26 protein-coding genes are annotated in these 26,508 nt (G+C 61.9%); 13 read left to right on the top strand and 13 right to left on the bottom strand.

Going from position 1 to position 26,508, the window contains the following annotated elements:
* Positions 1-15 precede the first annotated feature (15 nt).
* The gene (locus EDD75_RS05200) at positions 16-771 is read right to left on the bottom strand and encodes a DUF4198 domain-containing protein (protein ID WP_170157724.1); all 756 of its coding nucleotides are present in this window, start codon (positions 769-771) and stop codon (positions 16-18) included.
* Positions 772-963: 192 nt separating this feature from the next.
* Between EDD75_RS05200 and EDD75_RS05195 the strand changes: the two genes are divergently transcribed.
* Entirely contained in the window at positions 964-2,490 is a 1,527-nt protein-coding gene (locus EDD75_RS05195; protein WP_123929107.1) for a YifB family Mg chelatase-like AAA ATPase, read from the top strand.
* 74 nt (positions 2,491-2,564) lie between these two features.
* Here EDD75_RS05195 and EDD75_RS05190 read toward each other — a convergent pair whose 3' ends face one another.
* The 11 genes from EDD75_RS05190 to ffh form a co-directional block, all read right to left on the bottom strand.
* Complete coding sequence (locus EDD75_RS05190) at positions 2,565-2,930, bottom strand: YraN family protein (protein ID WP_123929076.1); 366 nt, start codon at positions 2,928-2,930, stop codon at positions 2,565-2,567.
* Positions 2,923-3,633: a ribonuclease HII gene (locus EDD75_RS05185; protein WP_123929073.1), complete on the bottom strand. Its 711-nt coding sequence runs from the start codon at positions 3,631-3,633 to the stop codon at positions 2,923-2,925. Before EDD75_RS05185 ends, EDD75_RS05190 begins: the two co-directional genes overlap by 8 nt.
* A gap of 70 nt (positions 3,634-3,703) precedes the next feature.
* A complete protein-coding gene (ylqF, locus tag EDD75_RS05180; RefSeq protein WP_123929069.1) occupies positions 3,704-4,525 on the bottom strand; it encodes a ribosome biogenesis GTPase YlqF in 822 nt (273 codons plus the stop codon).
* 21 nt (positions 4,526-4,546) lie between these two features.
* Positions 4,547-5,035: a signal peptidase I gene (gene lepB, locus EDD75_RS05175; RefSeq protein ID WP_281277493.1), complete on the bottom strand. Its 489-nt coding sequence runs from the start codon at positions 5,033-5,035 to the stop codon at positions 4,547-4,549.
* A 129-nt stretch (positions 5,036-5,164) separates the two neighbouring features.
* On the bottom strand, positions 5,165-5,512 hold the full coding sequence (gene rplS / locus EDD75_RS05170) for a 50S ribosomal protein L19 (RefSeq protein WP_123929063.1): 348 nt from the start codon (positions 5,510-5,512) through the stop codon (positions 5,165-5,167).
* A gap of 92 nt (positions 5,513-5,604) precedes the next feature.
* Positions 5,605-6,360 (bottom strand): tRNA (guanosine(37)-N1)-methyltransferase TrmD, encoded by a 756-nt coding sequence (trmD, locus tag EDD75_RS05165; RefSeq protein WP_123929059.1) that lies wholly within the window; start codon positions 6,358-6,360, stop codon positions 5,605-5,607.
* 49 nt (positions 6,361-6,409) lie between these two features.
* Positions 6,410-6,964, bottom strand: coding sequence for a ribosome maturation factor RimM (rimM, locus tag EDD75_RS05160; RefSeq protein ID WP_123929056.1), 555 nt, complete (start codon positions 6,962-6,964; stop codon positions 6,410-6,412).
* Positions 6,924-7,328, bottom strand: a complete 405-nt coding sequence (locus EDD75_RS05155; protein ID WP_123929054.1) for a YlqD family protein — start codon at positions 7,326-7,328, stop codon at positions 6,924-6,926. Before EDD75_RS05155 ends, rimM begins: the two co-directional genes overlap by 41 nt.
* A 16-nt stretch (positions 7,329-7,344) precedes the next feature.
* The gene (locus EDD75_RS05150; RefSeq protein ID WP_123929051.1) at positions 7,345-7,572 is read right to left on the bottom strand and encodes a KH domain-containing protein; all 228 of its coding nucleotides are present in this window, start codon (positions 7,570-7,572) and stop codon (positions 7,345-7,347) included.
* 39 nt (positions 7,573-7,611) lie between these two features.
* A complete protein-coding gene (gene rpsP / locus EDD75_RS05145) occupies positions 7,612-7,854 on the bottom strand; it encodes a 30S ribosomal protein S16 (RefSeq protein ID WP_123929048.1) in 243 nt (80 codons plus the stop codon).
* Between the two features lie 29 nt (positions 7,855-7,883).
* Positions 7,884-9,224, bottom strand: coding sequence for a signal recognition particle protein (ffh, locus tag EDD75_RS05140; RefSeq protein WP_123929045.1), 1,341 nt, complete (start codon positions 9,222-9,224; stop codon positions 7,884-7,886).
* A gap of 230 nt (positions 9,225-9,454) precedes the next feature.
* On the opposite strand from ffh, the gene EDD75_RS05135 reads away from it, so the two are divergent.
* Positions 9,455-10,861 carry an aspartate aminotransferase family protein gene (locus tag EDD75_RS05135; RefSeq protein WP_211328098.1) on the top strand — a complete coding sequence of 469 codons (1,407 nt, stop codon included), beginning with the start codon at positions 9,455-9,457 and terminating at the stop codon, positions 10,859-10,861.
* A 140-nt stretch (positions 10,862-11,001) separates the two neighbouring features.
* Positions 11,002-12,873, top strand: coding sequence for a methyl-accepting chemotaxis protein (locus EDD75_RS05130; RefSeq protein ID WP_170157723.1), 1,872 nt, complete (start codon positions 11,002-11,004; stop codon positions 12,871-12,873).
* Between the two features lie 76 nt (positions 12,874-12,949).
* Here EDD75_RS05130 and EDD75_RS05125 read toward each other — a convergent pair whose 3' ends face one another.
* Positions 12,950-14,335: an MFS transporter gene (locus EDD75_RS05125; protein ID WP_123929039.1), complete on the bottom strand. Its 1,386-nt coding sequence runs from the start codon at positions 14,333-14,335 to the stop codon at positions 12,950-12,952.
* Between the two features lie 282 nt (positions 14,336-14,617).
* On the opposite strand from EDD75_RS05125, the gene mraZ reads away from it, so the two are divergent.
* The 10 genes from mraZ (at position 14,618) to murG (ending at position 26,482) form a co-directional block, all read left to right on the top strand.
* Positions 14,618-15,061: a division/cell wall cluster transcriptional repressor MraZ gene (mraZ, locus tag EDD75_RS05120; protein ID WP_123929036.1), complete on the top strand. Its 444-nt coding sequence runs from the start codon at positions 14,618-14,620 to the stop codon at positions 15,059-15,061.
* A gap of 13 nt (positions 15,062-15,074) precedes the next feature.
* Positions 15,075-16,034 (top strand): 16S rRNA (cytosine(1402)-N(4))-methyltransferase RsmH, encoded by a 960-nt coding sequence (gene rsmH / locus EDD75_RS05115; RefSeq protein WP_123929032.1) that lies wholly within the window; start codon positions 15,075-15,077, stop codon positions 16,032-16,034.
* A 126-nt stretch (positions 16,035-16,160) separates the two neighbouring features.
* Positions 16,161-16,634 (top strand): FtsB/FtsL family cell division protein, encoded by a 474-nt coding sequence (locus EDD75_RS05110; RefSeq protein ID WP_123929030.1) that lies wholly within the window; start codon positions 16,161-16,163, stop codon positions 16,632-16,634.
* Positions 16,635-16,691: 57 nt separating this feature from the next.
* A complete protein-coding gene (locus tag EDD75_RS05105; protein ID WP_123929027.1) occupies positions 16,692-18,836 on the top strand; it encodes a stage V sporulation protein D in 2,145 nt (714 codons plus the stop codon).
* A gap of 140 nt (positions 18,837-18,976) precedes the next feature.
* Positions 18,977-20,461 carry a UDP-N-acetylmuramoyl-L-alanyl-D-glutamate--2,6-diaminopimelate ligase gene (locus EDD75_RS05100; RefSeq protein ID WP_123929025.1) on the top strand — a complete coding sequence of 495 codons (1,485 nt, stop codon included), beginning with the start codon at positions 18,977-18,979 and terminating at the stop codon, positions 20,459-20,461.
* Positions 20,458-21,846 (top strand): UDP-N-acetylmuramoyl-tripeptide--D-alanyl-D-alanine ligase, encoded by a 1,389-nt coding sequence (locus tag EDD75_RS05095; protein WP_123929022.1) that lies wholly within the window; start codon positions 20,458-20,460, stop codon positions 21,844-21,846. Before EDD75_RS05100 ends, EDD75_RS05095 begins: the two co-directional genes overlap by 4 nt.
* Positions 21,843-22,826, top strand: coding sequence for a phospho-N-acetylmuramoyl-pentapeptide-transferase (mraY, locus tag EDD75_RS05090; RefSeq protein ID WP_123929019.1), 984 nt, complete (start codon positions 21,843-21,845; stop codon positions 22,824-22,826). Before EDD75_RS05095 ends, mraY begins: the two co-directional genes overlap by 4 nt.
* Positions 22,827-22,893: 67 nt before the next feature.
* Positions 22,894-24,240, top strand: coding sequence for a UDP-N-acetylmuramoyl-L-alanine--D-glutamate ligase (gene murD / locus EDD75_RS05085; RefSeq protein WP_123929016.1), 1,347 nt, complete (start codon positions 22,894-22,896; stop codon positions 24,238-24,240).
* 12 nt (positions 24,241-24,252) lie between these two features.
* Positions 24,253-25,359 carry a stage V sporulation protein E gene (spoVE, locus tag EDD75_RS05080; RefSeq protein ID WP_123929013.1) on the top strand — a complete coding sequence of 369 codons (1,107 nt, stop codon included), beginning with the start codon at positions 24,253-24,255 and terminating at the stop codon, positions 25,357-25,359.
* Positions 25,360-25,363: 4 nt separating this feature from the next.
* Complete coding sequence (murG, locus tag EDD75_RS05075; RefSeq protein WP_123929010.1) at positions 25,364-26,482, top strand: undecaprenyldiphospho-muramoylpentapeptide beta-N-acetylglucosaminyltransferase; 1,119 nt, start codon at positions 25,364-25,366, stop codon at positions 26,480-26,482.
* Positions 26,483-26,508: the final 26 nt, after the last annotated feature.

Raw genomic sequence — 26,508 nt, 5'->3', positions numbered from 1 at the left:
GTGGCGTATTTTGGTTTACCGGACGCCGTACAGGCTTAGGGTGGCGCTGACCACCCGTTTTTCGTACTCGCCCGGCACGCCGCGGCCGGCATCGGTGTGGCGGACGTAGAAGAGCCAGTGGCCGCCTGCCGTCAGGCGGATCGTTGCCCGGCCCTGGGCGTCGGTGGGAACGCGCAGCGGCCAGTCCCTTTTTTCGCTGAGACTCCAGTTGGCGCAGAGGAGCGCGCCAGGGAGCGGCCCGCCGCGGTAGCGCACCTGGAGGGCGACCTCGCTGCCGGCGCGGTAATCGCCGGGCGACAGGACGATCTCGAGCTCGTTCCCCAAGAAGCTGACGTCAGCTTGTTTGAAGAGGTCGCCGCAGGCGGCGCAAAAGTGGCCGACCTGCAGGTAAGTTTTGGCGTACTGGTAGTAACAGGCAGCCTCGCGGGCGTCCGGGTACTCCTTGCGCGTGCCGGGCTTGTAAAGCCCGCCTTTAGTCAACACTATGGGGCCTACGTCATTTTCAGCGACCAGCGCCCACAGCCCTTCCCGCTCCGGCACCAGCCGGACGAGGTGGTGGTCGTCGCCGTTTTCGGTGACCGGGAGGCTGATCTTTTCACCCCCCGGATCAACCGCCCAAGCCCTAAGCCGGTCGCGGGGGGCTACCCCGTCCGGGTGCATCGCGTGGCCGTAAAAGAGCCGGCAGCGCAGTTCACGGCCTTTGTGGCCGTGGCCGGCCTCCGGCAGGAGCCAGATCTCGTGTCCCTTTACTGCTTTTAAGAGCGTTGTCACCAGTGTCACCTCGGTTTTGAGAACTATTCTTCCGTTTTACCCGGCTCCCTAATCCATCGGTAGACCTACAGGCGTTTAGATAAAGAATACCACACTGGTAAGCTGTCGAAAAGGTGGATTTACCAGGGATAAAGGAGGAAGCCTTAACCGTTGTGGCGAATTGAAGCTTGAAATCAAGGGGAGGCGGCGCAGTTGCTGGCGGTGGTTAAAAGCGTGGCGCTTTACGGCCTGCAGGGGTATTTGGTGCGGGTGGAAGTTGATGTCGGCGGGGGATTGCCTGCCTTTGAGATTGTGGGGCTTCCAGATGCGGCCGTCCGCGAGGCGCGCGACAGAGTGCGGGCGGCGCTGAAAAATGCCGGATTTACGTTTCCGCTCGGGCGGATTACGGTCAACCTGGCCCCGGCCGATATCCGTAAGGAGGGACCGGGTTACGATCTCGCGCTGGCCGCCGGCATCCTGGCGGCGACGGGGCAGGTGCCGGCCCAAGCCGCGGCCCGGTTTGTCTATTTTGGCGAACTCTCGCTCGACGGCACGGTGCGGGGGGTCTGCGGGGTGCTGCCGGCGGTGGCGGCTGCGGTGGACTACGGGGAAAACGAGGTAGTGGTGGCGGCAGCAAATGCCCACGAGGCGGCGCTGGTGGCGGGGGCCACGGTTTATCCCGTGGAAAATCTGCAGGAGCTGGCGCAGTTTCTCGCTGGGGAGCGAGAGCTCCCGCAGCCGTGCAGGGTTGACCTGGCGGCGGGTGAACCCCGGAAAGCGACGCTTGATTTTAGTGAGGTTAGGGGCCAGCTTTATGCTAAGCGGGCGCTTGAAGTGGCGGCGGCTGGCGGGCACAACGTTCTCATGATCGGCACGCCGGGAACGGGCAAGACGATGCTGGCGCGGCGGTTGCCTACCATTTTACCGGCGATGACTTTCGCGGAGGCGCTCGAGGTGACAAAAATCCACAGCCTGGCGGGCCTTTTACCTCCGGGCGAGCCGCTTTTGCGGGAGCGACCCTTCCGCGCGCCCCACCACACCGCTTCGCCAGCGGCGCTTGTCGGGGGCGGCCGCTATCCCCGCCCGGGGGAAGTGAGCCTCGCCCACCACGGCGTTCTTTTTCTCGACGAATTCCCCGAGTTTTCTAAGGAAGCGCTCGAGGCCCTGCGCCAGCCGCTGGAGGACGGGATCGTGACTGTTTCGCGCGCGGCAGCCGCGGTTTCCTTTCCCGCGCGGATCATGCTGGTTGCTGCTGCCAACCCCTGCCCGTGCGGTTATCAAGGGGACCAGGAGAAAGAGTGCACCTGCTCGCCGGCGCAACTGCAGCGCTACCGGAGCCGTCTTTCCGGGCCGCTGCTCGACCGGATCGATATCTGCATCACCGTCCCGCGGGTCCGGTTTGAAGAGCTGGCCGGCGAACCGGCTGGGGAAAGCTCGGCGGCGGTGCGCCAGCGCGTGGAGGGGGCAAGGGCGGTCCAGCGGGAGCGTTTCCGGGGCACGCCGGTCACCTGTAACGCGGCGATGACGGGTGCTCAGGTGCGACGTTTCTGTGGCCCGACGCGGGAGGCGCAGCGGATGTTGCAGGCGGCTTTCCGGCAAATGGCGCTGAGTGCGCGCGCCTACGACCGGGTATTGAAAGTTGCCCGGACCATCGCGGACCTGGAAGGTGCCGAAGCGATCGGCACCGCGCACATCGCCGAGGCGCTGCAGTACCGGGAGCGCGAGGGGGCGGCTTTTTAGAGGCGGATTCCGGGGCCACAGGCACCTCTTTACGGGTAGCTACCGGTTCAGAAACAGCGGTGCCGCAACTTTTTTTAAAACGCGTTCTCGATGTGCTCGAGGTCTTTCATTTCCCCGCTTTCCCGGTCGAACTGCACGGCGACGACGTCGAAGCGGCAGGGGCTGCCCCGGCGCCACTCGTTGGCCAAGTAGTAGCGCGCCACTTCCCGGAGTTTCTGCTGTTTTTTGTAGCCGACGCTTTCCTGAGGGGTGCCGAAGTGCAGGGAGGATTTGGCCCGGACCTCGACGAAGACGAGGGTGCCCTGGTCTATGGCGATGAGGTCGATTTCGCCGTAGCGGCAGCGGTAGTTCCGGGCGAGAATCTGGTAGCCCTTGCGCTTGAGGTACGCGGCGGCCAAAGCTTCCGCTTCGGCGCCGCGGCGTCGCCTCGCGTCAGGCATAACCGCCCGGTCCTCCGAGCAGGGCTTTCACCGGGCCGAAGCTCCGCCGGTGGTGGGGGGAGGGGCCGTACCGCTGGAGCATGGCGAGGTGTTCGCGGGTGGGGTAGCCCTTGTGCCGGGCGAAGCCGTACTGGGGAAACTCCCGGTCGAGCGCGACCATTAGCCGGTCGCGCGTCACTTTGGCGATGATCGAGGCCGCGGCCACCGCCGCCACCTGCGCGTCGCCGCGGACTACGCCCGTCTGGGGCAGGGGGAGGCGGGGGATGGGACGCCCGTCCACCACTACGTGGTCGGGCTTAAGGGGAAGGCCGGCGAGTGCCCGGCGCATCGCTAAGAAAGAGGCCTGGAGGATGTTTAGGGCGTCGATCTCGGCGACGGAGGCCAGGCCCACCGCCCAGGCGCGGGCACAAGTGCAGATCTGCGCTGCCAGACGTTCCCGCTGCGCGGCGCTGAGGCGCTTGGAGTCGTCAAGTCCTGGCAGGTCCACCTCTTCCGGCAGGATTACCGCTGCGGCTACCACCGGGCCGGCCAGCGGTCCCCGGCCAGCCTCATCCACGCCGGCGATCAGCGCGCAGCCGCGCCGCCGCAGGTCCTGCTCAAAAAAGAAAAGGGCTTCGTAGCGCGCTTTTTCTTCAGCGGGCGTGCCCCGGCAAAGTAACTCCCGGGCATCTTCCGAAAAGGTTACCGTGTATTGCGGAAACATCGGCATCCTCCAACCTGCGGGGCCTTATAGAAACGGCCTGCGGCTTTATTCCGGCGCCCTTGAATTTTTATCAAACCGGACATTTATCCAGGGTAAACCTGCCGAGCCGGCCCTCCCGGAACTCTTTCAGGAGCGCCACCGCCGCCTTAAAGCGGTCCACCCGGCCCCCGGCGACCACCAGCCCGCGCTTCAGCCCGATCGTTTCCAAGAGCATATGGCTGTCGGCCGGCAGCGCCGCCAATTGGTAGCGGCGCTTGAGCACCCCCGGGTATTCGGCACGGATCCAGTCGAGAAGCCAGAGGGCGACTGCCTCGCAGTCGATCGCTTCTTCTTTCAGCGCTCCGGTGGCCGCGAGCTTGAGTGCCACTTCCCGGTCGTCAAAGCGGGGCCAAAGGACGCCGGGCGTGTCGAGCAGCTCGATTCCCGGAGCAACGCGGATCCACTGCTTGCCACGCGTCACGCCGGGCCGGGCGCCGGTGGCCGCCGCCTTTTGGCCGGCGAGCCGGTTGATGAAGGTGGATTTACCGACGTTCGGGATGCCGACGACCATACCTCTGATAGTCCCGGTGCGCCCGGGTGCGGCCGCCTCCCGCACGGCGCGCGGGATTTTGCCAAAACCGCGCCCGGTGAAGGAGTCGAGCTGCACCACGGGCGTGCCTTCGGCAACTAACCTCTCGGCCCAGAGGCGGGTTTCGGCGGGGTCGGCGAGGTCGGTCTTATTCAGGATCACCACCCGGGGCTTGCCGGCAAGGAGCGCGGCGATGTCGGGGTTGCGGCTGGAGCGGGGAATGCGGGCGTCAAGTAGTTCGAAGATGACGTGAACGAGCTTGAGGGATTCCCTGATGAGCTTCCGGGCTTTGGCCATGTGGCCCGGATACCAGTGAATATCCATCGGCCCTCTTCCTTAAGCGGTTCAGTGGATTACTTTAATGTGGTCCGGTGGCCAGTAGACGAGCACCGCTTTCCCGATAATCAACCGCCGGTCCAGAAAGCCCCACACTCGGCTGTCCTCGCTGTTCATCCGGTTATCACCGAGCATAAAGTAGCAGCCTTCGGGGACCTTCACCGGACCAAAGTCGGCAAAATAGGTACCCGGCGGCAGGTAGGGTTCAGGAACCTCCTGCCCGTTGATAAAAAGTTTGCCGTCGGCCAGCGTTACCGTTTCGCCGCCAAGACCGATCAGCCGCTTGATGTAGGTTTTCTTCGGGTTGTGGGGGTAGTGAAAAACGATGATGTCACCCCGCTGGGGAGGGTGGAACCGGTAGGAGAGTTTAGAGACGATGATCCGGTCTCCCCGGTAAAGCGTCGGCATCATCGAGCCGGAAGGAATGTAAAAGGGCTGAAAAATAAAGGCCCGGATGACGACGGCTAAAACGATCGCGATGATGAGCGACTCGAGGATGTCCCCCAGGAAGCCAGATTCTCCCCTTGGTTTCAGCGCCAGAACCCCCCGTTATGATATCGGTAATCGCTTTTGAGCGGCGGTTGCAAGCAAAAGGGGCCCTTTTTACTTCTTTCCGGGCCCCGTTTTCTATCGCCGTTCTTCGATACGTGCAGCTTTGCCGCGTAATTTCCGCAGGTAGTAAAGACGGGCGCGCCGTACCTTACCGCGCCGGACCACCTCGATGCGGTCAATCCGCGGCGAGCGCAGCGGGAAGATGCGCTCAACGCCCACGCCGTAGGAGACGCGCCGGACGGTGAAGGTCTCGTCGAGCCCGCCCCCACGGCGCCGGATGACTACGCCTTCAAATACCTGGATCCTTTCCCGGCCGCCTTCTACTACCTTGACGTGGACGCGTACGGTATCTCCCGGCCGGAAATCAGGGATCTCCTTCGTTAGATGCGCTTCGTTAGCAAACAACTCCTGAATATGGGTCATTTTCGGTTCCTCGCTTCCCTTCCGTAAAAATGGTTTTCCCCGCACGGAAACCAGGAAAAATTATACCACGGGTTCCTGCCGGCCGCAATAATTTAGTCGCCGAGATTTAGACGGTTAAGGTGGGTGGCGAGTTCCTTGAGAAAACGCCTATCGTCGGCGGTCAGGGCCGCCGTGGCGAGAAGGTCTGGGCGCCGGACGAGGGTGCGCAGCAGCGCTTCCTCGCGCCGCCAGCGGGCTATCCGGGCGTGGTGGCCGCTTAAGAGCACCTCCGGCACCGCTGCGCCGCGGAATTCCCGGGGGCGCGTGTAGTGCGGGTGCTCCAGAAGACCGGTGGCGAAAGAGTCCGTCACGGGTGACGTTTCTTCACCCAGGACGCCCGGAATAAGGCGGGAAACGGCGTCCACCACCACCATCGCCGGCAGCTCTCCGCCGGTCAGCACGTAATCGCCAATGGAGATTTCGCCGGTGGTGTATGCTCTCACCCGCTCGTCTATTCCTTCGTAGTGGCCGCAGACGAGGACAATATGCTCCTCCTCCGCCAGCTCGGCCGCCAGCCGCTGGGTAAACGGCTCGCCCTGGGGGCAGAGCAGGATTACCGGGCCCATATCGCCCCCGCGCTTTTCCCGCACTGCTTCGAGAGCCAAGACGACAGGTTCGGGCTCCATGACCATTCCGGCGCCGCCGCCGTAAGGGGCATCGTCCACGGTGCGGTGTTTGTTCCGTGCGTAATCCCGGATGTTGATTAAGTTTACCGTCAACAGGTCCCGCTCAATTGCCCGCTTGATAATGCTGGCAGAGAAGGGGCCGGTAAACATCTCCGGGAAGAGGGTGAGGATATCGAATTGCATTTTCCGTCGCTTCACCCCCTATCATTGCTGAACCGCGAGCGCCAGACGCTCATAAAAGTCCTTCCGGCAGCCGGACCACCATCTTCCCCTCCTGAAGATCGATTTTCCGGACTACCGCCTTCAGGGCGGGGATCAGGATCTCTCTGCCGCTAGGTGTCTGGACGCTGTAAACGTCATTCGCGCCGGTCGCCAGAACCGCGCTCACTTCGCCGAGGAAGGCTCCTTCCTCCGACCAGACCTTGAGTCCTATGATTTCAAAAACGTAGTAACGGCCTGGCGGGAGCGGTACCGTTTCCCCGCGGGGCACCTGAATGAGGGCCCCCCGGAGGGCCGCCGCGTCGTCCATGGTATCGATGCCGGCGAGCTTGACGATGACAAACCTTTTGTGCTCCCGTGCTTCCTCAACCACGTAAGACTTTCTTTCGCCCTTCCTTAACAGGATCAGCTTTTCCATCCGGAGGAAACGCTCCGGGAAGTCGGTCAGGGGGAGAATGCGAACGGCCCCCCGGCATCCGTGGGGGGCCACAATTTCGCCTACGGTAATGAACTCCTCCTTTACCGGTTCAACCCTGCTCCCTGAGCGCGATAACCTTTCCTTCTTCAATTACGATCTCCACCGGGTTGAGGCGTTTTGCATCGTCGCCTATTCCTATTTCCACCAGGCTTTCGGTGCGTCCCTGGATGATTTCCGCACCGGGAGGAAGTTGTTTCAGGGCCTCGTACTGGTGCTGCAGCCGCTGTTTTTCCGCCACCTTTTCCCGGCGCACCCTTTCGAGCTGTTCGATTTCGGCGGGGACCGGGCGGCCTTTCTTTTCGGCGTGCAGCCGTTTGGCCTGGAATTCGACCCGCTGCACTTCGCGGTCTGCTTCTTCGATTGCCGCGGCGAGCCTGGCCAGGAGAAACTCCTTGTATTTTTCGGTTACCCGCGCTTTGATGATCACCGGCCGGGTAACGGTTATCCGGTCCATGTCGTTCACCAGGTGTTTAAAGAATCTCGAGGACTACTTTTTTGCGGGACTTGGCCGCCGCAGCCTTTACCATTTGCCGGAGCGCACGGGCAATCCGGCCGTGCTTCCCGATTACCTTCCCCGTATCTTCGGCGGCCACCCGCAGCTCGATCACGACAGACTGTTCTTTTTCGATGAGCTTGACATCCACCTCTTCTGGCTTATCGACCAGGGCTTTGGCCAGAATCTCGACGAGTTCCTTCATTAGCGTCTTAGCCCCCTATTAGTCCGGCCCTTCCCCCGCTTACAGGATTCCGGTTCGCGCTAACAGTGCCCGCACGGTATCGGTCGGCTGCGCGCCGCGGGCAAGCCACTCCCGGGCCCGGGCTTCGTCGATCTTGAGTTCGGCCGGGTCGGCAACCGGGTTATAATAGCCGATCTCTTCGATAAAACGGCCGTCTCGCGGCGAACGGGCGTCCGCTACCACGATCCGGTAACGGGGCTGCTTCTTGGCGCCTATTCTTTTCAGTCTGATTTTAACGGCCAACCGTTTCACCTCCTTCCGTCGGTATTGTCTCACATGAAAGGGAATCGTCCGAGTTTAGCGCCCTTCTTGAAACCCTTCTCGAAAGACGTAAGCTGGCGGACCAGCTTCTTTGTCTGCTCGAATTGTTTCAACAGCCGGTTCACGTCCTGGACCGTCAGGCCGCAGCCGCGGGCGATCCGGCGCCGTCGGCTCCCGTCGATGATCTCGGGGTGGCGTCGTTCCTCCGGGGTCATCGAGTTGATGATGGCTTCCGCCCACACCAGCTCCCGCTCGTCGAACTGGAACTCCTCCCGCAGCTTTTTCATGCCGCCGAAGCCAGGGAGCATGCTGAGAATGTGCTCCAGGGGTCCCATTTTCTTGAACTGGCGGAGCTGGGTAAGGAAATCCTCCAGGTTGAAGTCGGCGCTCTTGATCCGCTTCTGCATCTCCACGGCCTGCTGGGCGTCCAAGGTTGTCTGCGCCTTTTCAATGAGGGTGAGGATGTCGCCCATGCCCAGGATCCGGTCCGCCATCCGGTCGGGGTGGAAAAGCTCAAGCATATCGAGCTTCTCGCCGACGCCGGCGAACTTAATGGGGCAGCCCGTCACCGCGCGAATGGAAAGGGCTGCGCCACCCCGCGTATCGCCGTCGAGCTTGGTTAAAACCACCCCGTCGAGCCCCAAGCGCTGGTGGAAGGTTTCGGCAACCCGCACGGCGTCCTGCCCGGTCATCGCGTCCACCACTAACAGGATTTCGTGGGGTTTGACCGCGGCTTTGAGCCGCTCCAGTTCCGTCATCAGCTCTTCGTTGATGTGCAGGCGCCCCGCCGTATCGATAATAACGGGGTCGTAGCCCTTCTTGCCTGCTTCCTCAACCGCGCCCACCGCGATGGCCACCGGATCCCCTTCCCGGGAAAAAACGGGCACCTGGATCTGCTCGCCGAGGACTTGAAGCTGCTTAATGGCGGCGGGCCGGTAGATGTCGGCGGCGACTAAAAGCGGCCGGCGCCCCTGTTTTTTGAGGAAGAGGCTGAGCTTCGCGGCGGTGGTTGTTTTACCCGAGCCCTGGAGACCCACCATCATGATCACCGTGGGGGGCTTGGCGGCGGTATTGAGTCGCGCGTCCTGACCGCCCATAAGCGCGGTCAGCTCTTCCCGGACGATCTTGATCACCTGGTGGGCGGGGTTGAGATTGGCCAGGATCTCCTGTCCTACCGCCCGCTCCCGGACACGCGCAACGAAGTCTTTGACCACTTTAAAGTTAACGTCGGCCTCCAGAAGCGCCACCCGGACCTCTTTCAGCGCCGCGTTAACGTCTTCTTCCGTCAACTTTCCCTTGCTTTTCAGCTTCTTGAAGACCTCGTGCAGCTTTTCCGTAAGACTTGTAAACATCCGCGGCTTGGTCCCCCCTTTCGTCAGGCCAAGAAACCGCCAAATTCTACTTTAGTGCAGAATACAGGTTGATTTTACTGAAAGCGCTTCTTGCTGTCAAGCAAAGGCCGGCCGCCTGCCAAATTTTAAGAGGATTTTCTTGCGCGGCGGCGAAGAGATAGTCTGCCGGACGCAAAGTTTTTCCGGGAATCTTCCGTCCGGACCCGGGCGAAAGAAGGAGGAGAACGGTTTTGGCGGGGAAAAACGGCTTTATCACGCTTGAAGAAGCATTATCCTTGGACCGCGACCAGGTGCGCGCGCTCCACCAGGAATACCTCAACGCCGGCCTCGTGACGCTGCTCAAGCTCTTGGATTTCGATAGACGGTTCGTCCGCGCCGAAGGGGTGCGCCTCTGGGATAGCGAGGGGCGCGAGTACCTCGACTTCTTAGGTGGTTACGGGTCGCTTAACACCGGGCACAACCACCCGCGGGTCATTGCCGCCGTAGAGGCGGTGCGGCAACTGCCGAATTTGCTGCAGGCGTCGTTATCACCCTTGGCGGGCGCGCTGGCGAAAAACCTGGCCGCGGTCGCTCCCGGGGACCTCAAGCGCTCCTTTTTCTGCAACAGCGGTGCCGAGGCGGTGGAGGGGGCGGTGAAGCTGGCCCGCATCGCCACCGGCCGGACCAAGCTGATTTATACGGAAAATTCTTTCCACGGGAAGACGATGGGGGCGTTGTCGGTTACCGGCCGGCACAAGTACCAGGAGCCCTTCCGGCCTTTAGTTGCCGCCTGCCAGGCAATCCCCTACAACGACCTCGCGGCGCTTGAGGAAGCGCTCCATCCGAAGGACGCGGCGGCTTTTATCGTCGAGCCGATCCAGGGCGAGGGCGGGATCAACGTCCCGGCGCCGGGCTACCTGAAGGAGGCGAAGCGCCTCTGTGCCAAGCACGGCACGCTCTTCATCGCGGATGAGATCCAGACGGGCCTCGGCCGCACGGGGAGGATGTTTGCGTGCGAACACGAAGGGGTGGAGCCCGACATCCTCTGCCTGGCGAAGTCGCTCGGCGGCGGGGTGATGCCCATCGGCGCCTACATCGCCACGGATGCCGCCTGGAAGAAGGCCTACGGCTCGCTCGACCGGGCGCTTTTACACACCTCTACCTTCGGCGGCAACGCTTGGGCCTGCGCTGCAGCCATCGCGGCGCTTGCGGTGATCATCGAAGAGGACCTGCCGCGTCAGGCTGCCGAAAAAGGGGACTACCTGCTCCGGAAGCTCGGGGAGCTCAAGGCGACTTCGCCACTTATTAGCGATGTGCGCGGCAGAGGGCTTTTGATCGGGGTTGAGTTTGCGGAGAAGAAAAAGGGGTTTGCCCATAAGTTCGCCTTCGGTCTGCTGGATAAGCTTGCGGAGGAGTATCTCGGGAGCCTCGTCGCCGGTGAGCTTTTGAACCGCCACCGGGTGCTCACGGCCTATACCCTGAATAACCCCAACGTCATCCGGCTCGAACCGCCTCTTGGCGTAGGCTTTGCGGAAATCGATTACGTTCTCGGTGCGCTGGCCGAGATCTTAGAGCGTAACCGGAGTTTTTTAGGCCTTGCGGTTTCCGGGGTAAAAAGCACCCTGCGCATCCGGGGGAAGGCGGAGGAAAAACGTTAGGCACCGGTGGCGCAATGCAGGCGGCGGACGGTAAGCGGGGGCGAGAAATCGCCCCCTTAAGTTTTGTCTGCGAGGCTCAAGTTTGCCGTAGAGAAACCGATATTGCTAAAAAGCGAAGATCTTTTTTGGGGGGATGTGGGTTGCTGAACCGCTTTATCCAGGGCCGGTCGCGGATTCTCGTCCTAACAACGCTCGTTTTAACTCTGGTTGCGGTCTTTCTGGTGGCTTACGAGTTTGTTACCGCGCGGCATCTGCTCCGCCAGGAGGAGCAAAACCGGTACGCATCGCTTAGGGTTATGGTCGAAAACAAGTTAGAGGATGTCCTCGCCACGGCCCGGGTAGGCGTTTTGAGCGTCGCGCGCAACCCCGAGATCCAGGCGGCCTTCGCCCGCAGGGACAGGGAAAAGCTTCTGGCTCTCAGCCGGCCGATTTACGAGCAGATTAAGAAGGAAGGGATTGAGCAGTTTCACTACCATCTGCCGCCGGCCACTTCTTTCCTCCGGGTCCAGTCCCCGCAGAAGTACGGCGACGACCTCTCTTCTTTTCGCCGTACGGTGGTGCAGGCCAACGCGACGCGGCAGATCGTGGAAGGGATCGAGGAAGGGGCGGAAGCGGTTTCTTTCCGGGTGGTGGTACCGGTCTTTCACGGACAGAAACATATCGGGAGCGTAGAGTACGGTTTTGAGCTTGACGACTGCATTGTAAGCGAGCTGGCAAAGAAATTCGGCGGCTTCTGGTACGCTTACCGGGCGCCGCGGGGCGGTTTGCCGGGCACTCTCTTGGCTGCGGCGGGGCCCAAAGATGACTATCCGGTGCCTGAAGCTTCTGTAGAAGAGGCACTAGCGGAGAACAAGATGGTGGTAGGCTACCCGCAGGGTGGCCGGTACGCGGCGCTGATCATCCCCCTGCGCGACTACGCCGGTCAACCGGTCGCTTACATTAAAGGCGTTCTCGATAGGCAGGAAATTATCGCCAAGACGAACGGCATGCTGGCGAAGAGCCTCATCCTCCTCGTGTTGATTGTAGCGGCCGGTGCGGCGGTCATCTACTTCCTGCTCCGTAAAGACCTTCTGCGCCCCATCGGCGTGCTGGAGGAAGCAATCCGGGTGGCTGGTACAGGCGACTTCACGATTGAACCGGAAAAAGATTGCCGGGGAGAGATGGGGCGGCTTATTACCGGTTTTTACCAAATGGTGGGGGACATCAGGGCTGCCCTGAGCACCGTGAAAGCCAACACGGATGCCTTAGGCGAAGTGTCTGATCAGCTTTCCGAAAGCACGCGCCAGGTCTCCGAAGGCGTCTCGGAAACGACGGCCAACATTTCGGAGATTGCCAACACGGTGGCGCAGGTTTCCCAGAATATGCAGGACCTCTCGGTTAAGGCCGAGGAAACGAACCGGCTGGCGACCGAAGGGCAGCGGAAAATGGACCTCATTGAGGAGAAGATCGGGGCCGTTGCCGCTTCGGCCAGCCGGGTCGGCGCGGCGGTAAAGGAATTTAACGCGAGTGCGGTAGAGATCTCGCGCATCGTTGACCTGATCGACCAGATTGCCGAGCAGACTAATCTTTTAGCCCTCAACGCGGCCATCGAGGCGGCCAGGGCCGGGGAGCACGGGCGCGGCTTCGCGGTGGTGGCGGAGGAGGTTCGCCGGCTCGCCGAACAGTCGAGCAAATCGACCAAGGAGATCAACCAGTTGATCGCCCGGGTGCAGCAAGAGGCGCAGGCGGCCGTCGGCGCGATGGAGGAGGGCGAGAAGGCTACGGCAGCGAGCGTAGAAGCCGTGGCGGACGGGAAGGCTTCCTTCAACGGGATTCTTGAGCGGATCAGCGGCATGGCGGCCAGTGTGCAGCAGGTGGCCGCGGCGACCGAAGAGCTTTCCGCGGGGGTGCAGAACATCGTCGCCACCGCCGAAGAGGAAACGGCCACCCTCGAAGAGATTACCGCCGTTACCGACACGATGGCGGAGGTGGCAAAGGTCCTGCGGAGTGCAGTAGAGAAGTTCAAGGTGTGAGCAGCACACCGTTAACCGGGAAATGGTAGTAGTTGGGTGGGGCAGCGGCTCCACCCGCAACTTTTTCGGCGGCAGTTTAACGCATTTTGCCCCGGGCCAGCGAGGCGAAGATGCCGCCGGCGCAGAGCACCGCGAAAATCAGGAAGGCGCTCTTCACCGCGGCGAGGAAAGGCGCGTAGTAGGCAGAGGTTATCTGCACCTTGCCGATATACAGGGCAAAGACGAGCATGGTGATGCCCATACTGAACATCTGCCCGGTGAGGCGCATGGTACCAAGGGTTCCCGACGCTACACCGTAATACCGTTTTTCCACCGCGCTCATAACGGCGTTCGTATTGGGGGAGGAGAAAAGGGCGAAGCCAAGGCCGAGCAGGATGAGCACCGCAATGATGGCCCAGAAGGGGGTGCCGGCGCTTAAAAAGGCGAGCAGGAGAAGCCCGCAGGTGGTAAGAAGCATCCCCACGGAAGCAACGATGCGGGGTTCCGTGCGGTCGGAGAGGCGGCCGGCGAAAGGCGAGCAGAGGGCCATGACCGCCGGTTGCCAGACGAGGGTAGCTCCTGCGGCCTGAGCGGTAAGCCCTTTTAAATACTGCAGATAGAGGCTCAGCAAAAAGCCGACGGCAAAGGTGGCGCTGTAATTGATGAGCGCGGCCAGGTTCGAAAAAGTGAAGACGGTATTTTTGCGGAAGAGGGCCATATTTAAAAGCGGGCTTTGGGCCCTGAGCTCCCACCTAACGAAGAGGATGAGGCCCAATACCCCTGCAGCGATGAAGAGCATCCCCGCGACGGCAGGAAGCGCGGAGAAACCGTACATCAAAGCCGGAAGGGATAGGGCGTAGATAAACGCACCCGGCAGGTCAAACTTCTCGTCTCTGGCTTCGGCCCATTCCCCCTTCAGTTTCCACAACGCTAAGATCACCGCTCCTGCGCTCAGCAGCGTAACGGCGAGAAAAATGCTCCGCCAACCGAACTGGTGGACTAAGATTCCGCCCAGAACCGGCCCGAGGGAGAGGCCCGTATAGACGGCGGCCACGTTAATGCCGAGGGCCTTTCCTCTTTCCTGAGGCGGGTAGACGGAAGTGAGGATCGCCACGCCGGTACCGAAAATCATTGCCGCGCCCACACCCTGCAGGAGGCGCGCCGCGAGGAGGGTAAGGGTGGAGTTAGCGAGCGCGGAGAGAAGCGAGAAGAGCGCGAAAAGGGTGATACCGGTGAGGAAAATCCTTTTTCTACCGTAAATGTCCGCGATCCTGCCGAAGGGGACCAGAAACATGGCTGACGAGAGGAGAAAAGAGGCGGAAACCCAGCCTAAAAGGAGCGCGTTCATCGCGAACTCGCGCTGAATGGCGGGAAGGGCAATGTTAATCGCGGCACCCGTGAAGGGCGTGAGGAAAGAACTCACTGCGGCAACGGCCGAAGCCACCTTCTTGCTTGTCTCGTTCTTCTGGGTGGGGTGCTGCATCGTCCCTTCCTTTCGCGGCGGCGTTTCTAGAAAACCGCATCTCGTCTTATTTAAGGGGATTTTCGCTGTTCTGTCCCGATCTCCTCTTTTTCTCCCCCGGTCTGGAACCTGTAGTTTGCGTGATCTTGCTATACAGTATTACCGTACTCCCGGAATGTTCCCATTCGGATGGCCGTTGTTCAGCGAATTTTGTCGAAATTTTTTCTGAGAAAAAGAAGGAGTTTTTATGGGTCTGGCGAATATGTGGTGCTAAGTGGTTAAAAGTGGGGGACAGTCCCTCAGATGTTCATCGGGGAATACCTGCATACGGTCGACGCCAAAGGGCGCCTCTTCATCCCGGCCCGTTTCCGGGAGGGACTGGGAGAGCGTTTTGTGGTAACCCGGGGGCTCGACCGGTGCCTTTTTGGTTTCCCGCTCGCTGAATGGGGCAAATTAGAGGAGAGGCTGCGCCGCTTGCCTTTCGCCCGGGCGGACGTCCGCGCCTTCAGCCGGCTTTTTTTTGCGGGTGCCGCCGAGCTCGAGGTGGACAAACAGGGGCGCATTCTCATACCCGCAACCTTGCGGGATTACGCGGGCCTCGCTCGGGACGTAGTTATCCTGGGGGTTTCCTCAAGGGTTGAGTTCTGGGCGAAGGAGGAATGGGAGCGTTACAGCGCCCAGACCCAGGCGGCCTACGAGGAGATCGCGGAGAAGCTGGTCGATTTTGATTTTCCGGCTACAGACTAAGGGGTACTGACGGATGGAGTTTCGGCACCAGCCGGTAATGATAAAGGAAGTTGTGGCGCTCTTAGGCGTGAAGCCTGACGGGATATACGTCGATTGCACGGTCGGCGGGGGAGGCCACGCGGCGGCGATTCTCGGGCTCCTGGGCCCGCAGGGCCGGCTCATAGGCTTCGACCGGGATCCGGAGGCTCTGGCGGCGGCGCGGCTGCGTCTTGGGGCCGATCCGCGGGTGCAGCTTGTCCGGGCCGATTTCCGGAAACTCGCGGCGGTGCTTGCGGAACTGAATGTGCGTCAGGTTGACGGGATACTTTACGACCTCGGCGTTTCCTCCTACCAGTTCGATAATCCGGCCCGGGGTTTTACCTACTGGGAGGATGTGCCGCTCGATATGCGGATGGACCCGGAAGGGCCCGTGACGGCCGCCGACCTGGTTAACAGTCTGAGTGCCCGCGAGCTCGCGAAAATAATTGCCGAATACGGCGAGGAGCGGTGGGCTTCCCGCATTGCGGACTTTATTGTGGCGGAAAGGGAGCGCGGGCCGCTTAAAACGACGGGCCAGTTGGTAGAGGTGATCAAGAAGGCGGTGCCGGCAGGGGCGCGCCGGACGGGCCCCCACCCGGCACGCCGGACTTTTCAGGCGCTGCGGATCGCGGTGAACCAGGAGCTCGAGGCGCTGCGGGCGTCGCTGGAGCAGGCCCTCGGGTTGCTGCGACCTGGTGGCCGCCTGGTGGTTCTGAGCTACCATTCGCTTGAGGACCGGATAGTGAAGGAGTTCATCAGAGCGGCGGAGGCGGGGTGCATCTGTCCGCCCGGAGCGCCTGTGTGCGTTTGCGGCAAGAAGCCGGCGCTCCGGCGGCTCACGCGGAAACCGCGCACGCCGGCGGGGGAGGAGTTGGGACGCAATCCCCGCTCGCGGAGTGCCAGGCTGCGGGCGGCGGAGAAACTGCCGGCGAACGGTGCAGAATCTGCCGGGTAGTTTCCGGTGGCTGGCCGCCCGGGAGCGAAACAGGCACGAATAGCCACCGCTGTTGGCAGCTGGTCATTTCCGGGGGATAACGCAGGTTGGTCGCTTAACCGGCTAAAGACAGGGGGGATTTTCCGGGTGATTCTCGCGCGGGAACAGGTGGCGCGCCCGCTGCCGCAGCAACCGCAGCCGCTGCGGCGGCCTAGAAGAGCGGTTCGGGCGGAGCGGCTGAAGCTCAGCGGCATGGTTTTGCTGGCCTTTCTTTGCGGGGTGACGGTCGTGCTCTGTCAGGCCCGCATGGCCTACGTTGGTTATCGCCTGCAGGAATTCCAGAAGGAGTTGGCCGCGGCGCGGATGGAAAACGAGGCGCTCGCCGGGACCGTCGACCGCCTTCTGTCGGCTGACGAAATCGAAAGGGTGGCGGTGCAAAAGCTCGGGATGGTCCCCCCGGCACCCGGGACGCAGCTCGAGGTCTCGCTTCCGGCCCGGCAGCCAGTTATACCTACGGTTCCGGCAGCGCGGAAGAAGGCGGTAAAGGAAGCGCGCCCGGACGGCTTGCTCCCGGCGCTTTTAGGGCTCCTTGCGGACAGGTGGGGCGGTTCTGCCCGTTAGCGGATTCTCGTAAATATATACTTGCCAGAAAAGTTCGCGACCGGCAGGGGAGATTGGATGAGCAATCTGGTGCTGCGCAAGCGGTTAGCTAGCCTTTTTGTCCTGGCCGCTTTTCTTTTTTTTCTGCTTGTCTGCCGGCTCTTCTGGCTTCAGTTAGTGCGCGGCGCTGAGCTTGAGCGGGGCGCTTGGGAGAACAGGGTCCGGGAAATCACGGTAGAGGCGAAACGCGGGGATATCTGCGACCGCAACGGCAAGGTGCTGGTTACGAGTGTGAGCTGTGATTCCGTCGCGGCCATGCCAGCGCAGGTGGCGGATGCTGCAGGCACCGCGGCCAAATTAGCGCCGCTCCTTAAGATGGATCAAGAAACTCTCTACCGGCTGCTTACCAGAAAACAGGCTTTTGTCTGGCTTAAACGGAAGGTTGACTTTGAGACGGCGCGGCAAATACGGGGACTCAAGCTCCCGGGAATTGAGCTGATCGAGGAAAGCCGGCGCCAGTATAACTGCGGGTCCCTGGCCGCCCACATCCTTGGTTTTGTCGGGGTGGATAACCAGGGACTCACCGGGGTGGAAAAAACAGCCGAAAAGTTCCTCCGCGGCGTGCCGGGGAAGATAGTGGTCGAACAGGATGCCGCCGGGCGGAACATCCCGGCGGCGCTCCACCATCTTTACCCACCTGTTCCGGGAAACCGTGTTCTGCTGACGATCGACGAGACGATCCAGTATTTTGTGGAGCGGGAATTGGATAAGATCGTCGATACCTATCACCCGGCGGCCGCCTCGATAATCGTTATGGACCCGAAAACAGGCGAGATCCTGGCCTTAGGAAACCGCCCCACCTTCGATCCAGCCGCCTGGCGGGACGTGCCCCAGGCGGTCTGGGACCGCAACCCGGCGATCTGGCAACTCTACGAGCCCGGTTCAACCTTTAAGATCGTAACGGCAGCGGCGGCGCTCTCCGAAGGCGTGGTTGGCCCGGAAAGCCACTTTTACTGCCCGGGTTTTGTGCAGGTTGCGGACAGGCGGATCCGGTGCTGGAAAGAAGGCGGCCACGGCAGCGAGTCGTTTGCGGAGGTGGTTCAGAACTCCTGCAACCCGGGCTTCATTCAGGTGGGGCTAAGCCTCGGGAAGGAAAAGTTCTACAAGTATATTCGGGCCTTCGGCTTCGGCCGGCCGACCGGGATTAACCTTCCAGGAGAGGCTAAAGGTATCCTTATCCCGGAGAATAAGGCGACCAACCTGAATATCGCCACGATGTCCATCGGTCAGTCGATTGCCGTAACGCCTATCCAGCTCGTCACTGCGGCGGCGGCGGTGGCCAACGGCGGCGAGTTGCTCGCCCCGCGGGTTATCCGGGCAGTGGTTTCCCCCGACGGGAAAACGGTGCGGGTCTTTAAACCGGAGCACCGCCGGCGCGTCTTGTCAAGGGAAAAGGCGCAGGAGTTGGCGCGGCTTTTAGAAAACGTGGTCCTCAAAGGCACGGGGGTTAACGCTTACCTGGACGGTTACCGGACAGCAGGGAAAACGGGAACCGCCCAGGTCGTCGGGCCAGGCGGTGGCTACGTTCCGGGTAAATACGTCTCTTCGTTTGTCGGTTTTGCCCCGGTTGATAATCCCCGTCTGGTAACGCTGGTGGTTGTCTGGGAACCGCAAGGGGGGGTCTATTTCGGCAGCCTGGTAGCGGCTCCCGCTTTTAAGGCGGTGATGCAGGACGCCTTGCGCTACTTGGGTGTGCCGCAGCAAGCCGGCCTTGAAAAACCGGAGAAACCGTGGTATTTGATAGAGGAAGAACCCAAGCCGGTAACGGTTCCGGAGGTCGTTGACTTGCCGGTCCACGAAGCGATCGAGCGTCTGAGGGCCGCGGGGCTCAGGTTTACCGTCCGCGGTCAGGGGGACGTGGTTCGGGCGCAGGTTCCGCAGGGCGGGGCAACGGTGCTGACGGGAACGAAGGTTATCTTGGAGCTCAAGGCGGCACCGGAGGGTGGCCCGGAAGTCGCGGTACCCGACCTCACGGGCCTTACGATTAAAGACGCGGCCGTCTTGTTGGAAAAGATGGGCCTGGTGCTCGTTCCGGAAGGAAGCGGCGTGGCGGTGCAGCAAACGCCGGTTCCCGGTACCCGGCTCCGGCGCGGCGGCTCGGTTCGGGTGATTTTTGCTTCTCCGGAAGCAGAAGAAAGCCAGCCGACCGTGCTTCACCCCTGAAGAGGGCCCTGCTTGCGGGGCAGGACCGGTTGGGAGTCGGGGGTCTTTTTGCGGGAGGCCGTGGCTTTTTCAGGATGAAGCTGGTAATAATATTTGGGGGCTGGTTAGCGGGTTAATCCTGCGGTAACGGGGTGTGATTTTTGGCAACGGAAAGCCTGAAAGAGGCGCTTACCCGGGTCTTTGCGCTTGCGCCTGCGGGGCTGGCCTACGACTCCAGGCGGGTTCAGCCCGGCTTTGTCTTTTTCGCCATCAAAGGCTTTCGGCAGGACGGGCACGATTTTGTTGGGGATGCCATCCGGCGGGGCGCGGTGGGCGTGGTGGTGGAAAAGGAGGTTGCGGTGCCGCCCGGGGTCGTTGCTGTCTGCGTTCCGGACACCCGGCGGGCGCTCGCGCTGGCGGCGGCGGCTTTTTACGGCCATCCTGACCGGCAGCTGCGGCTGGTAGGGGTCACGGGGACCAACGGGAAAACTACCACCACCCACCTTATCCGGGCGATTTATGAGGCTCAGGGGGAAAAGACGGGGCTGATCGGCACCCTCTGGGCGATGATCGGCGACGCGGTGCTTCCTGCCGAGCGGACGACACCGGAGTCTCTCGATCTGCAGGCCCTGCTCCGGCGGATGGTGGATGAAGGGGTAAAAACGGTGGTGATGGAGGTTTCTTCCCACGCCCTGGCGCTGGAGCGGGTAACGGGCATAGAGTACGATATAGCGGTTTTCACGAACCTCACGCAGGACCACCTCGATTTTCACCGGGACATGGAGGATTATTACGCCGCCAAGGCGCGTCTCTTTCTGGAGCTGAAGCAGCCGGGGGTGAAGGGGCGGCCAAAACGGGCCGTGCTTAACGTTGACGATCCGTACGGCCAGCGGTTGGCGGCGGCAAGCGGGGGTAAGGTGGTCACCTACGGTGTGGAACGGGAGGCCGCCTTCCGGGCGCGGGAAATCGAGCTCGGGCGCGACGGGACCACCTTTACGGTAGAGTGGGCTGGGGGGGCGGTGCCGGTACGGTTGCAGCTTGTGGGAAGGTTTAATGTTTACAACGCGCTGGCGGCCTTTGCGGTCGGGGTGACGGAGGGTTACCCCGTGGCCCGGGTGGTCGAGGCCCTGGAGGGCGTGCCGGCGGTGCCCGGGCGCTTTGAGCGGGTTGATGTCGGGCAGGATTTTGCGGTGGTGGTCGATTACGCCCATACGCCCGACGGTTTGGAGAACGTCCTCCGGGCCGCGCGCGCGCAGACCCGCGGCCGCGTGATCGTTGTTTTCGGGTGCGGCGGTGACCGGGATCCGGGTAAGCGGCCGTTAATGGGGGAGATAGCCGCCAAGCTCGCCGATTTCACGGTGATCACTTCGGATAACCCCCGCAGCGAGGACCCGCAGCGCATCATTGCGGCGATCGAGAGGGGTTTCCGGCGGTGCGGCGCCCCGGACAGTTACGCCGTGGAAGCGGACCGGCGCGCGGCCATTGCGTTGGCGCTAGGGCAGGCGCAGGCGGGCGACATTGTGGTGCTGGCCGGGAAGGGGCACGAGGATTACCAGATTATCGGCGATAAAAAGTTGCCCTTCGACGACCGGAAGGTGGCGGCGGAAATTCTAAGGGAAATGATTGGGGAGCGGGATGGGGAATGATTCCGGTCACGGTTGCGGAGTTGGCGGCAGCGCTTAACGCTTCTTTACTACAGGGGGAACCGAACCGCCGGGTGGCGGCGGTTACCACCGACAGCCGGCAGGTCCCTCCCGGCGCCGTCTTTTTTGCGCTTAAAGGGGAGCGTTACGACGGGCATGATTTTGTCCCCGATGCGGTGGCCAAAGGAGCGGCAGGGGTAGTGGTGAGCCGCCCGGTGGCGGCCCTGCCCGGCGAGACGGTAGTACTTTTAGTCCCTAACGTCCTGGCGGCCCTTGGGGCGTTTGCCCGCTACGTGCGCCGACAGGCAGGCGTTTTGGTGATCGGGGTGACCGGCAGCACCGGGAAGACGAGCACCAAGGACATTATAGCGGCGGTCCTCGGCGTGCGGTACCGGGTTTGCGCTACGCAGGGGAACCTGAACAACGAAATCGGGGTGCCGCTCACGCTGCTGTCTCTTTCGCCCGGCGACGAAGTGGCGGTGGTCGAAATGGCGATGCGCGGGGCGGGGGAGATCGCCGCGCTGGCCCGGATTGCCGCTCCCGATGCCGCGGTGATTACGAATATCGGGGAAACCCACCTCGAGCGCCTCGGGAGCGTGGCCGCGATTGCGGCCGCGAAAGGGGAAATCCTGGACTACATTCCCGCGGCAGGTTTTGCGGTGCTCCACGCCGAAAGCCCTTACATTTTTGAGCAAGCAAAGCGCTGCCGCGGGCGGGTTATCTTTTTTGGCACGAGTGGGGCGGCGACGATTCGCCTGACCGACTACGGGCCTGTGGGCGGGGGCGGTCGCTTCGCCGTAGCCGCCGGGGGTCTGGTCACCGAGTACTTCATCCCCCTGCCCGGCTACCATAGCGCCCTTAACGCGGTCGCGGCCATAGGGGTGGCGCGGGAGCTCGGCCTCGGGCCGGAAGAGATTCAGCAGGGCCTGGAGCGGGTAAGGCTCACCGGGATGCGGCTGGAAATAAGGGAGTGCGGCACGCTGCTCGTGATAAACGACGCCTACAACGCCAATCCCGCTTCTATGCGGGCAGCGCTCGGGGTGCTGAAGGAAGTGGGTAAAAAGAGGCGCCGCGTGGCGGTGCTCGGCGACATGCTGGAACTCGGCAGCCGGGCGGCAGCGGCCCACCGGGAGATTGGTGCGGCTGCGGCGGCGGTTGCGGACGTAGTGGTGGCCGTTGGGGAACTGGCGCAAGGGATCGCGGAAGGGGCCTTGGCCGCCGGGCTTTCGCCGCGGCAGGTGGTAACCTGCCCCGATGCGGCGGCAGCGGTAGCCGTTTTGAAAGAGCTTTTGCGGGGTGACGAAGCGGTCCTGGTAAAAGCATCACGCGGGATGCGCCTCGAGAGAGTGGCCGAGGCTCTCTGCACGGGAGGTGAAGCGGCACAGTGAACCCGGTAGCAGGGGCCTTCCTTCTTTCGCTCGCCGTAACGGTTGGCACTGGACCGGTCCTCATCCCCGTGCTCAAACAGCTAAAGGTGGGGCAGCGGGTTCGCTACGATGGGCCGGCCCGCCACCTTTCCAAAGCGGGAACGCCGACAATGGGCGGCCTGCTCTTTCTTTTAGGTATTACCGGAGCCGTTCTGTGGTTTGCGCGGGGGAATGCGGAAGCGCTCACCTTTCTCTTCGTAACGTTGACCTACGGGTTGACGGGGTTCCTCGACGACTTTTTAAAGGTGGTTAAGAAGCGCTCGCTCGGGCTGCGGGCGCGCGAAAAACTGTTAGCCCAGGTGATTGTGGCGCTGGGACTGGCGGTAGGCGCGGTTTTTTTCCTGGGGCGGGGCACGGACCTGGCCGTTCCTTTTTCCGGCTTTTTCCGTGACGGCGGGGTGCACTTCGATTGGGGCTTCGGCTTTTTCGCCTTTTTTACCGTTCTGGTCCTGACCGGCACGGCGAACGCCGTCAATCTTACCGACGGGCTTGACGGGCTGGCGGCGGGATTGGTGGCGATAGCCGCCGGAGTCTACCTTCTCTTTGCGCTGGTGATGGACAAAATGGGGCTGGCGGTGGGCCTCGCCGCGGTGGCGGGCGGCTGTCTCGGTTTTCTAATTTATAACCGGCACCCGGCCCGCATCTTCATGGGTGATACCGGCAGCCTGGCGCTCGGCGGTGCCCTCGGCGCGGCGGCAGTCCTGAGCAGGAGCGAGCTCTTTCTCCTCGTGGTGGGAGCAGTTTTCGCCGCCGAGGCTCTTTCGGTTATCCTGCAGGTGATATCCTACCAGCTCACGGGAAGGCGTATCTTCCGGATGAGCCCGCTCCACCACCATTTTGAATTATGCGGGTGGTCGGAGAACCGGGTCGTGGTAAGCTTTTGGCTGGTAGGCTTAGTGGCCGGCTTGCTCGGCCTGGCGGGCCTCTATCGTTTGGGATAAGCGAGGCGGGTAGAAAACGGGGAACGCCGGTTGGTGCGGAATTTAGTTATTAGTGAGGAGGTCCATTTTGGAGTTAAAGAATAAGAAGGTGCTGGTTATCGGTGCCGGGAAGAGCGGCCTTGCGGCGGCCCGTTTTTTGCGGGAAAAAGGAGCGGTGGTAACGCTGGCTGACAGCAAGCCGGCGGCCGAACTTGAGACGGTGGCTGCAGGGGCAGGGGTGACGATCTTCTGCGGCGGTTACCCCCCGGCAGCAGGGTACGACCTTTTGGTAGTGAGCCCAGGCGTGCCTTTAACGGTGGCTCCGGTGGTTGAGGCAAGGCAGGCGGGGATCGAGGTGATTGGCGAACTCGAACTGGCTTACCGCTTCGCGCGGGCCCCGATCGTGGCGATCACCGGCACAAACGGTAAAACCACGACCACCGCGCTTACCGGCGAGATCTTCCGGAGAGCCGGGCGCCGGACGCTGGTGGCCGGGAATATTGGCTTACCACTGGTGGCGGCCGTAGCGGATTTTGGGCCGGAGGACATCATTGTGGCCGAAGTTTCGAGCTTTCAGCTCGAAACAATCCGCTTCTTTCGGCCTCGGGTAGCAGTTATTCTCAACATCACCCCTGACCATCTCGACCGACACGGGTCAATGGCAGAATATACGGCGGCAAAAGCGCGCATTTTCAGCAACCAGAAGCAGGATGACGTGACGGTGCTCAACTTTGATGACCCTCTGGTGGCCGCGCTGGCCGGGCAGAGTCCTGCCAGGGTATTATTCTTCAGTCGCCGACATAATTTGAAGGCGGGGGCGTTTGTCCGGGAAGAAAAGATCGTCTTGGGGAAAAACGGCGCGGTGGTCCCGGTCTGCGGGGTAGGGGAGATCGCGCTTCCCGGCGCGCATAACTTAGAGAACGCGTTGGCAGCAGCCACGGCGGCCTGGTCGCTGGGGGTGCCGGCTTCGGTCATTGCGGCGACGCTGCGGGAGTTTAAAGGGGTAGCGCACCGGCTCGAGTTTGTGGCGGAAATTGACGGGGTCCGCTACGTTAACGACTCTAAGGGAACCAATCCCGATGCCGCCATCAAGGCCCTCGAGGCTTACCGGGAACCGATTGTCCTGATTGCGGGCGGGCGAAACAAAGGGAGCGACTTCGGGGCGTTCGCTAAAAAAATTAGGGAAAAGGTGCGGGTGCTCGTGGTCGTGGGTGAAAGCGCGGCAGAAATCGCGGCGGCGGCCCGGGCGGCCGGAGTGACGGAAATCCGCTACGCCCGGGATTTTCGCGAGGCGGTCTATTTGGCGCGGGACGCAGCCCGGCCGGGGGACGTGGTTCTCCTTTCGCCCGCCTGCGCGAGCTGGGATATGTTCCGGAATTACGAGGAACGGGGCGAACTCTTTAAAAAACTGGTCAGGGAAATGGTTACTTCGTAAGAGGGGAGAAAGATGCGGTCCTGGGGCAGGGCAAGAAGACCACCCGATTTCCTCCTTTTTCTCACGGTGCTGGGCCTCCTATCGGTTGGCCTGGTAATGGTTTTCAGCGCCAGCGAGTACGCTGCTCTGGTCCGCTTCAACGACACCTTTTACTTTTTTAAACGTCAGCTTCTCTACTCCTTTTTGGGGCTCGGGGCGATGTTCTACTTCCTTAACTATGATTACCACAACTTTAGAAGGTTCGCGGGGCTGTTATTAGCACTTTCTTTCTTTTTGCTTCTCTTGGTTCTTTTGCCGGGAGTCGGGCATTCTTCCCACGGCGCCCAGCGGTGGCTCAAATTCGGCCCGTTAACTCTTCAGCCCTCCGAGGTCATCAAGTTCGGCATTGTGGTCTTTACCGCTTACGGTCTCAGCAGGGTGCCAGGAGGGATAAGGCGAGCCCGCGAAATCCTCCCTTATCTCGGCATTACCTGTGCGGCCGCGCTTCTGATTCTGCTGCAGCCGGATTTAGGAACGGCGATGGCGCTTGCCGGGACGGTTTTCGTGATGCTTTTTTGCGCCGGCGCGCCCCTTTCCGCCCTCGGCGTGACCGGCCTGGGTGGTGTTGCGGCGGCGCTGGCGGCAATTTACATGGAGCCTTACCGGTGGCGCCGGTTGCTGGCCTTTCTCGATCCTTGGAAAGACCCTCAAGGGAGCGGCTTCCACATCATTCAGTCGCTTTACGCGATCGGTTCCGGCGGGCTTTTCGGGGTTGGACTCGGCCAGGGGAAGCAGAAGTTTCTCTACCTGCCCGAGCAGCACACCGATTTTATCTTTGCCGTGATCGGCGAGGAACTGGGCTTCATCGGCGGGGCATTCGTGATTCTTTTATTCATCATCTTTATCTGGCGGGGCTTGCGGATCGCGCTCTACGCGCCGGATGCCTTCGGCAGTTTCCTTGCGGCCGGGATCACGGCAGGGATCGGTTTGCAGGCCCTAATTAACATCGGGGTTGTAACGGGCAGTATGCCGATAACGGGTATCCCGCTGCCGCTCATCAGTTACGGCGGCACCTCCCTGGTCTTCACCCTCGCCGCTATTGGCGTGCTTCTTAATATTTCCCGGCATACGGTCAGGTGAAGTAATGGGCACTTTACGGTTTATCATCGCGGGTGGTGGAACGGGAGGGCATATTTACCCGGCCCTGGCGATTGCCCGGGGCTTAAAACAAGCTTTTCCAGGCTGCGAGGTCCTTTACGTGGGTACGGCCCGGGGACTCGAAGCGGATATTGTTCCCAAAGCGGGATTCCCTTTCCGCACGATCACTGCTGCGGGCCTCAAACGGCGGCTCACGCTACGGAACCTTTGGTCGCTAGCGCTTGCCCTGAAGGGCGCGGGAGAAGCGGTGCGTCTGGTGCGGGATGTGCGGCCTGCGGTCGTTGTGGGGACAGGCGGTTACGTATCGGGCCCGGTCCTCCTAGCGGCATATCTCTGCCGCGTGCCCTTCCTGATCCACGAGCAGAACGCCTTTCCGGGCCTCACCAACCGCCTCTTTGCGCGGGTTGCTGCCTGCGTAGCGCTTACCTTTCCGGAGGCCGGGCGTTTCCTGCCGCGCGGCGTCAGGACTAAGGTCACTGGCCTGCCGGTGCGGGAGGAGATCCGGAACGCGGATAGGGAGGGGGCGCGGGCCCGGCTTAACGTGGGCGAAGAGACCGTCCTCCTTTCTTTCGGCGGCAGCCGGGGGGCAGAGCGTCTCAACCGGGCGATAGCAGAGCTTATCCCGGCGTTCGGCGGGAGACCGGGCGTGAGGCTCTTTCATGCCACGGGGACGGCGGGATACGATAAATTTCGGGAATGGTTACGTATTAAAGGAATAGACCTTTCATCCTGGGGAAACATAACGGTTGTTCCCTATTTCTACCAGATAGCGGATTATCTCGCCGCGGCAGACCTTGTCATCTGCCGCGCGGGGGCGGCGACCATTGCGGAGCTCACCTGCCTGGGGCGACCGGCGATCCTCGTCCCGTATCCGTATGCGACCGCCAACCACCAGGAGTTTAACGCCCGGGCGCTTGCGGCGCAAGGCGCGGCGGTGGTGATCCGGGATGCCGTGCTTACTCCGGAACGGTTGGTAGAGGAAGTGGAGCGGTTGCTTGCTGCCCCAGCGGCGCTCCGGGAGATGGCGGCGCGTAGCGCCAGTTTAGGAAAGCCTGACGCTTTGGAGCAGATCATTGCCTGCATTAAGGAAATTGGACGCTTGTAAGCGGTGGTACAGGAGGTGGCGCCCTT

It is taken from the genome of Thermodesulfitimonas autotrophica, assembly GCF_003815015.1.
Taxonomy (GTDB): Bacteria; Bacillota; Desulfotomaculia; order Desulfotomaculales; family Ammonificaceae; genus Thermodesulfitimonas; species Thermodesulfitimonas autotrophica.
Note: the sequence above shows the minus strand (reverse complement) of the source record. Positions and strands in the feature narration are given on the sequence as shown.

Bases quoted from the DNA above. Each gene is read 5' to 3' on its own strand.
- mraZ (WP_123929036.1), top strand. From the start codon at position 14,618: ATGTTCATCGGGGAATACCTGCATACGGTCGACGCCAAAGGGCGCCTC.
- EDD75_RS05105 (WP_123929027.1), top strand. From the start codon at position 16,692: ATGAGCAATCTGGTGCTGCGCAAGCGGTTAGCTAGCCTTTTTGTCCTG.
- murG (WP_123929010.1), top strand. From the start codon at position 25,364: ATGGGCACTTTACGGTTTATCATCGCGGGTGGTGGAACGGGAGGGCAT.
- EDD75_RS05095 (WP_123929022.1), top strand. From the start codon at position 20,458: ATGATTCCGGTCACGGTTGCGGAGTTGGCGGCAGCGCTTAACGCTTCT.
- spoVE (WP_123929013.1), top strand. From the start codon at position 24,253: ATGCGGTCCTGGGGCAGGGCAAGAAGACCACCCGATTTCCTCCTTTTT.
- ffh (WP_123929045.1), bottom strand. From the start codon at position 9,224: ATGTTTACAAGTCTTACGGAAAAGCTGCACGAGGTCTTCAAGAAGCTG.
- EDD75_RS05150 (WP_123929051.1), bottom strand. From the start codon at position 7,572: ATGAAGGAACTCGTCGAGATTCTGGCCAAAGCCCTGGTCGATAAGCCA.
- rsmH (WP_123929032.1), top strand. From the start codon at position 15,075: ATGGAGTTTCGGCACCAGCCGGTAATGATAAAGGAAGTTGTGGCGCTC.
- rplS (WP_123929063.1), bottom strand. From the start codon at position 5,512: ATGACCCATATTCAGGAGTTGTTTGCTAACGAAGCGCATCTAACGAAG.
- ylqF (WP_123929069.1), bottom strand. From the start codon at position 4,525: ATGGATATTCACTGGTATCCGGGCCACATGGCCAAAGCCCGGAAGCTC.
- EDD75_RS05190 (WP_123929076.1), bottom strand. From the start codon at position 2,930: ATGCCTGACGCGAGGCGACGCCGCGGCGCCGAAGCGGAAGCTTTGGCC.
- EDD75_RS05125 (WP_123929039.1), bottom strand. From the start codon at position 14,335: ATGCAGCACCCCACCCAGAAGAACGAGACAAGCAAGAAGGTGGCTTCG.
- trmD (WP_123929059.1), bottom strand. From the start codon at position 6,360: ATGCAATTCGATATCCTCACCCTCTTCCCGGAGATGTTTACCGGCCCC.
- EDD75_RS05185 (WP_123929073.1), bottom strand. From the start codon at position 3,633: ATGTTTCCGCAATACACGGTAACCTTTTCGGAAGATGCCCGGGAGTTA.
- EDD75_RS05155 (WP_123929054.1), bottom strand. From the start codon at position 7,328: ATGGACCGGATAACCGTTACCCGGCCGGTGATCATCAAAGCGCGGGTA.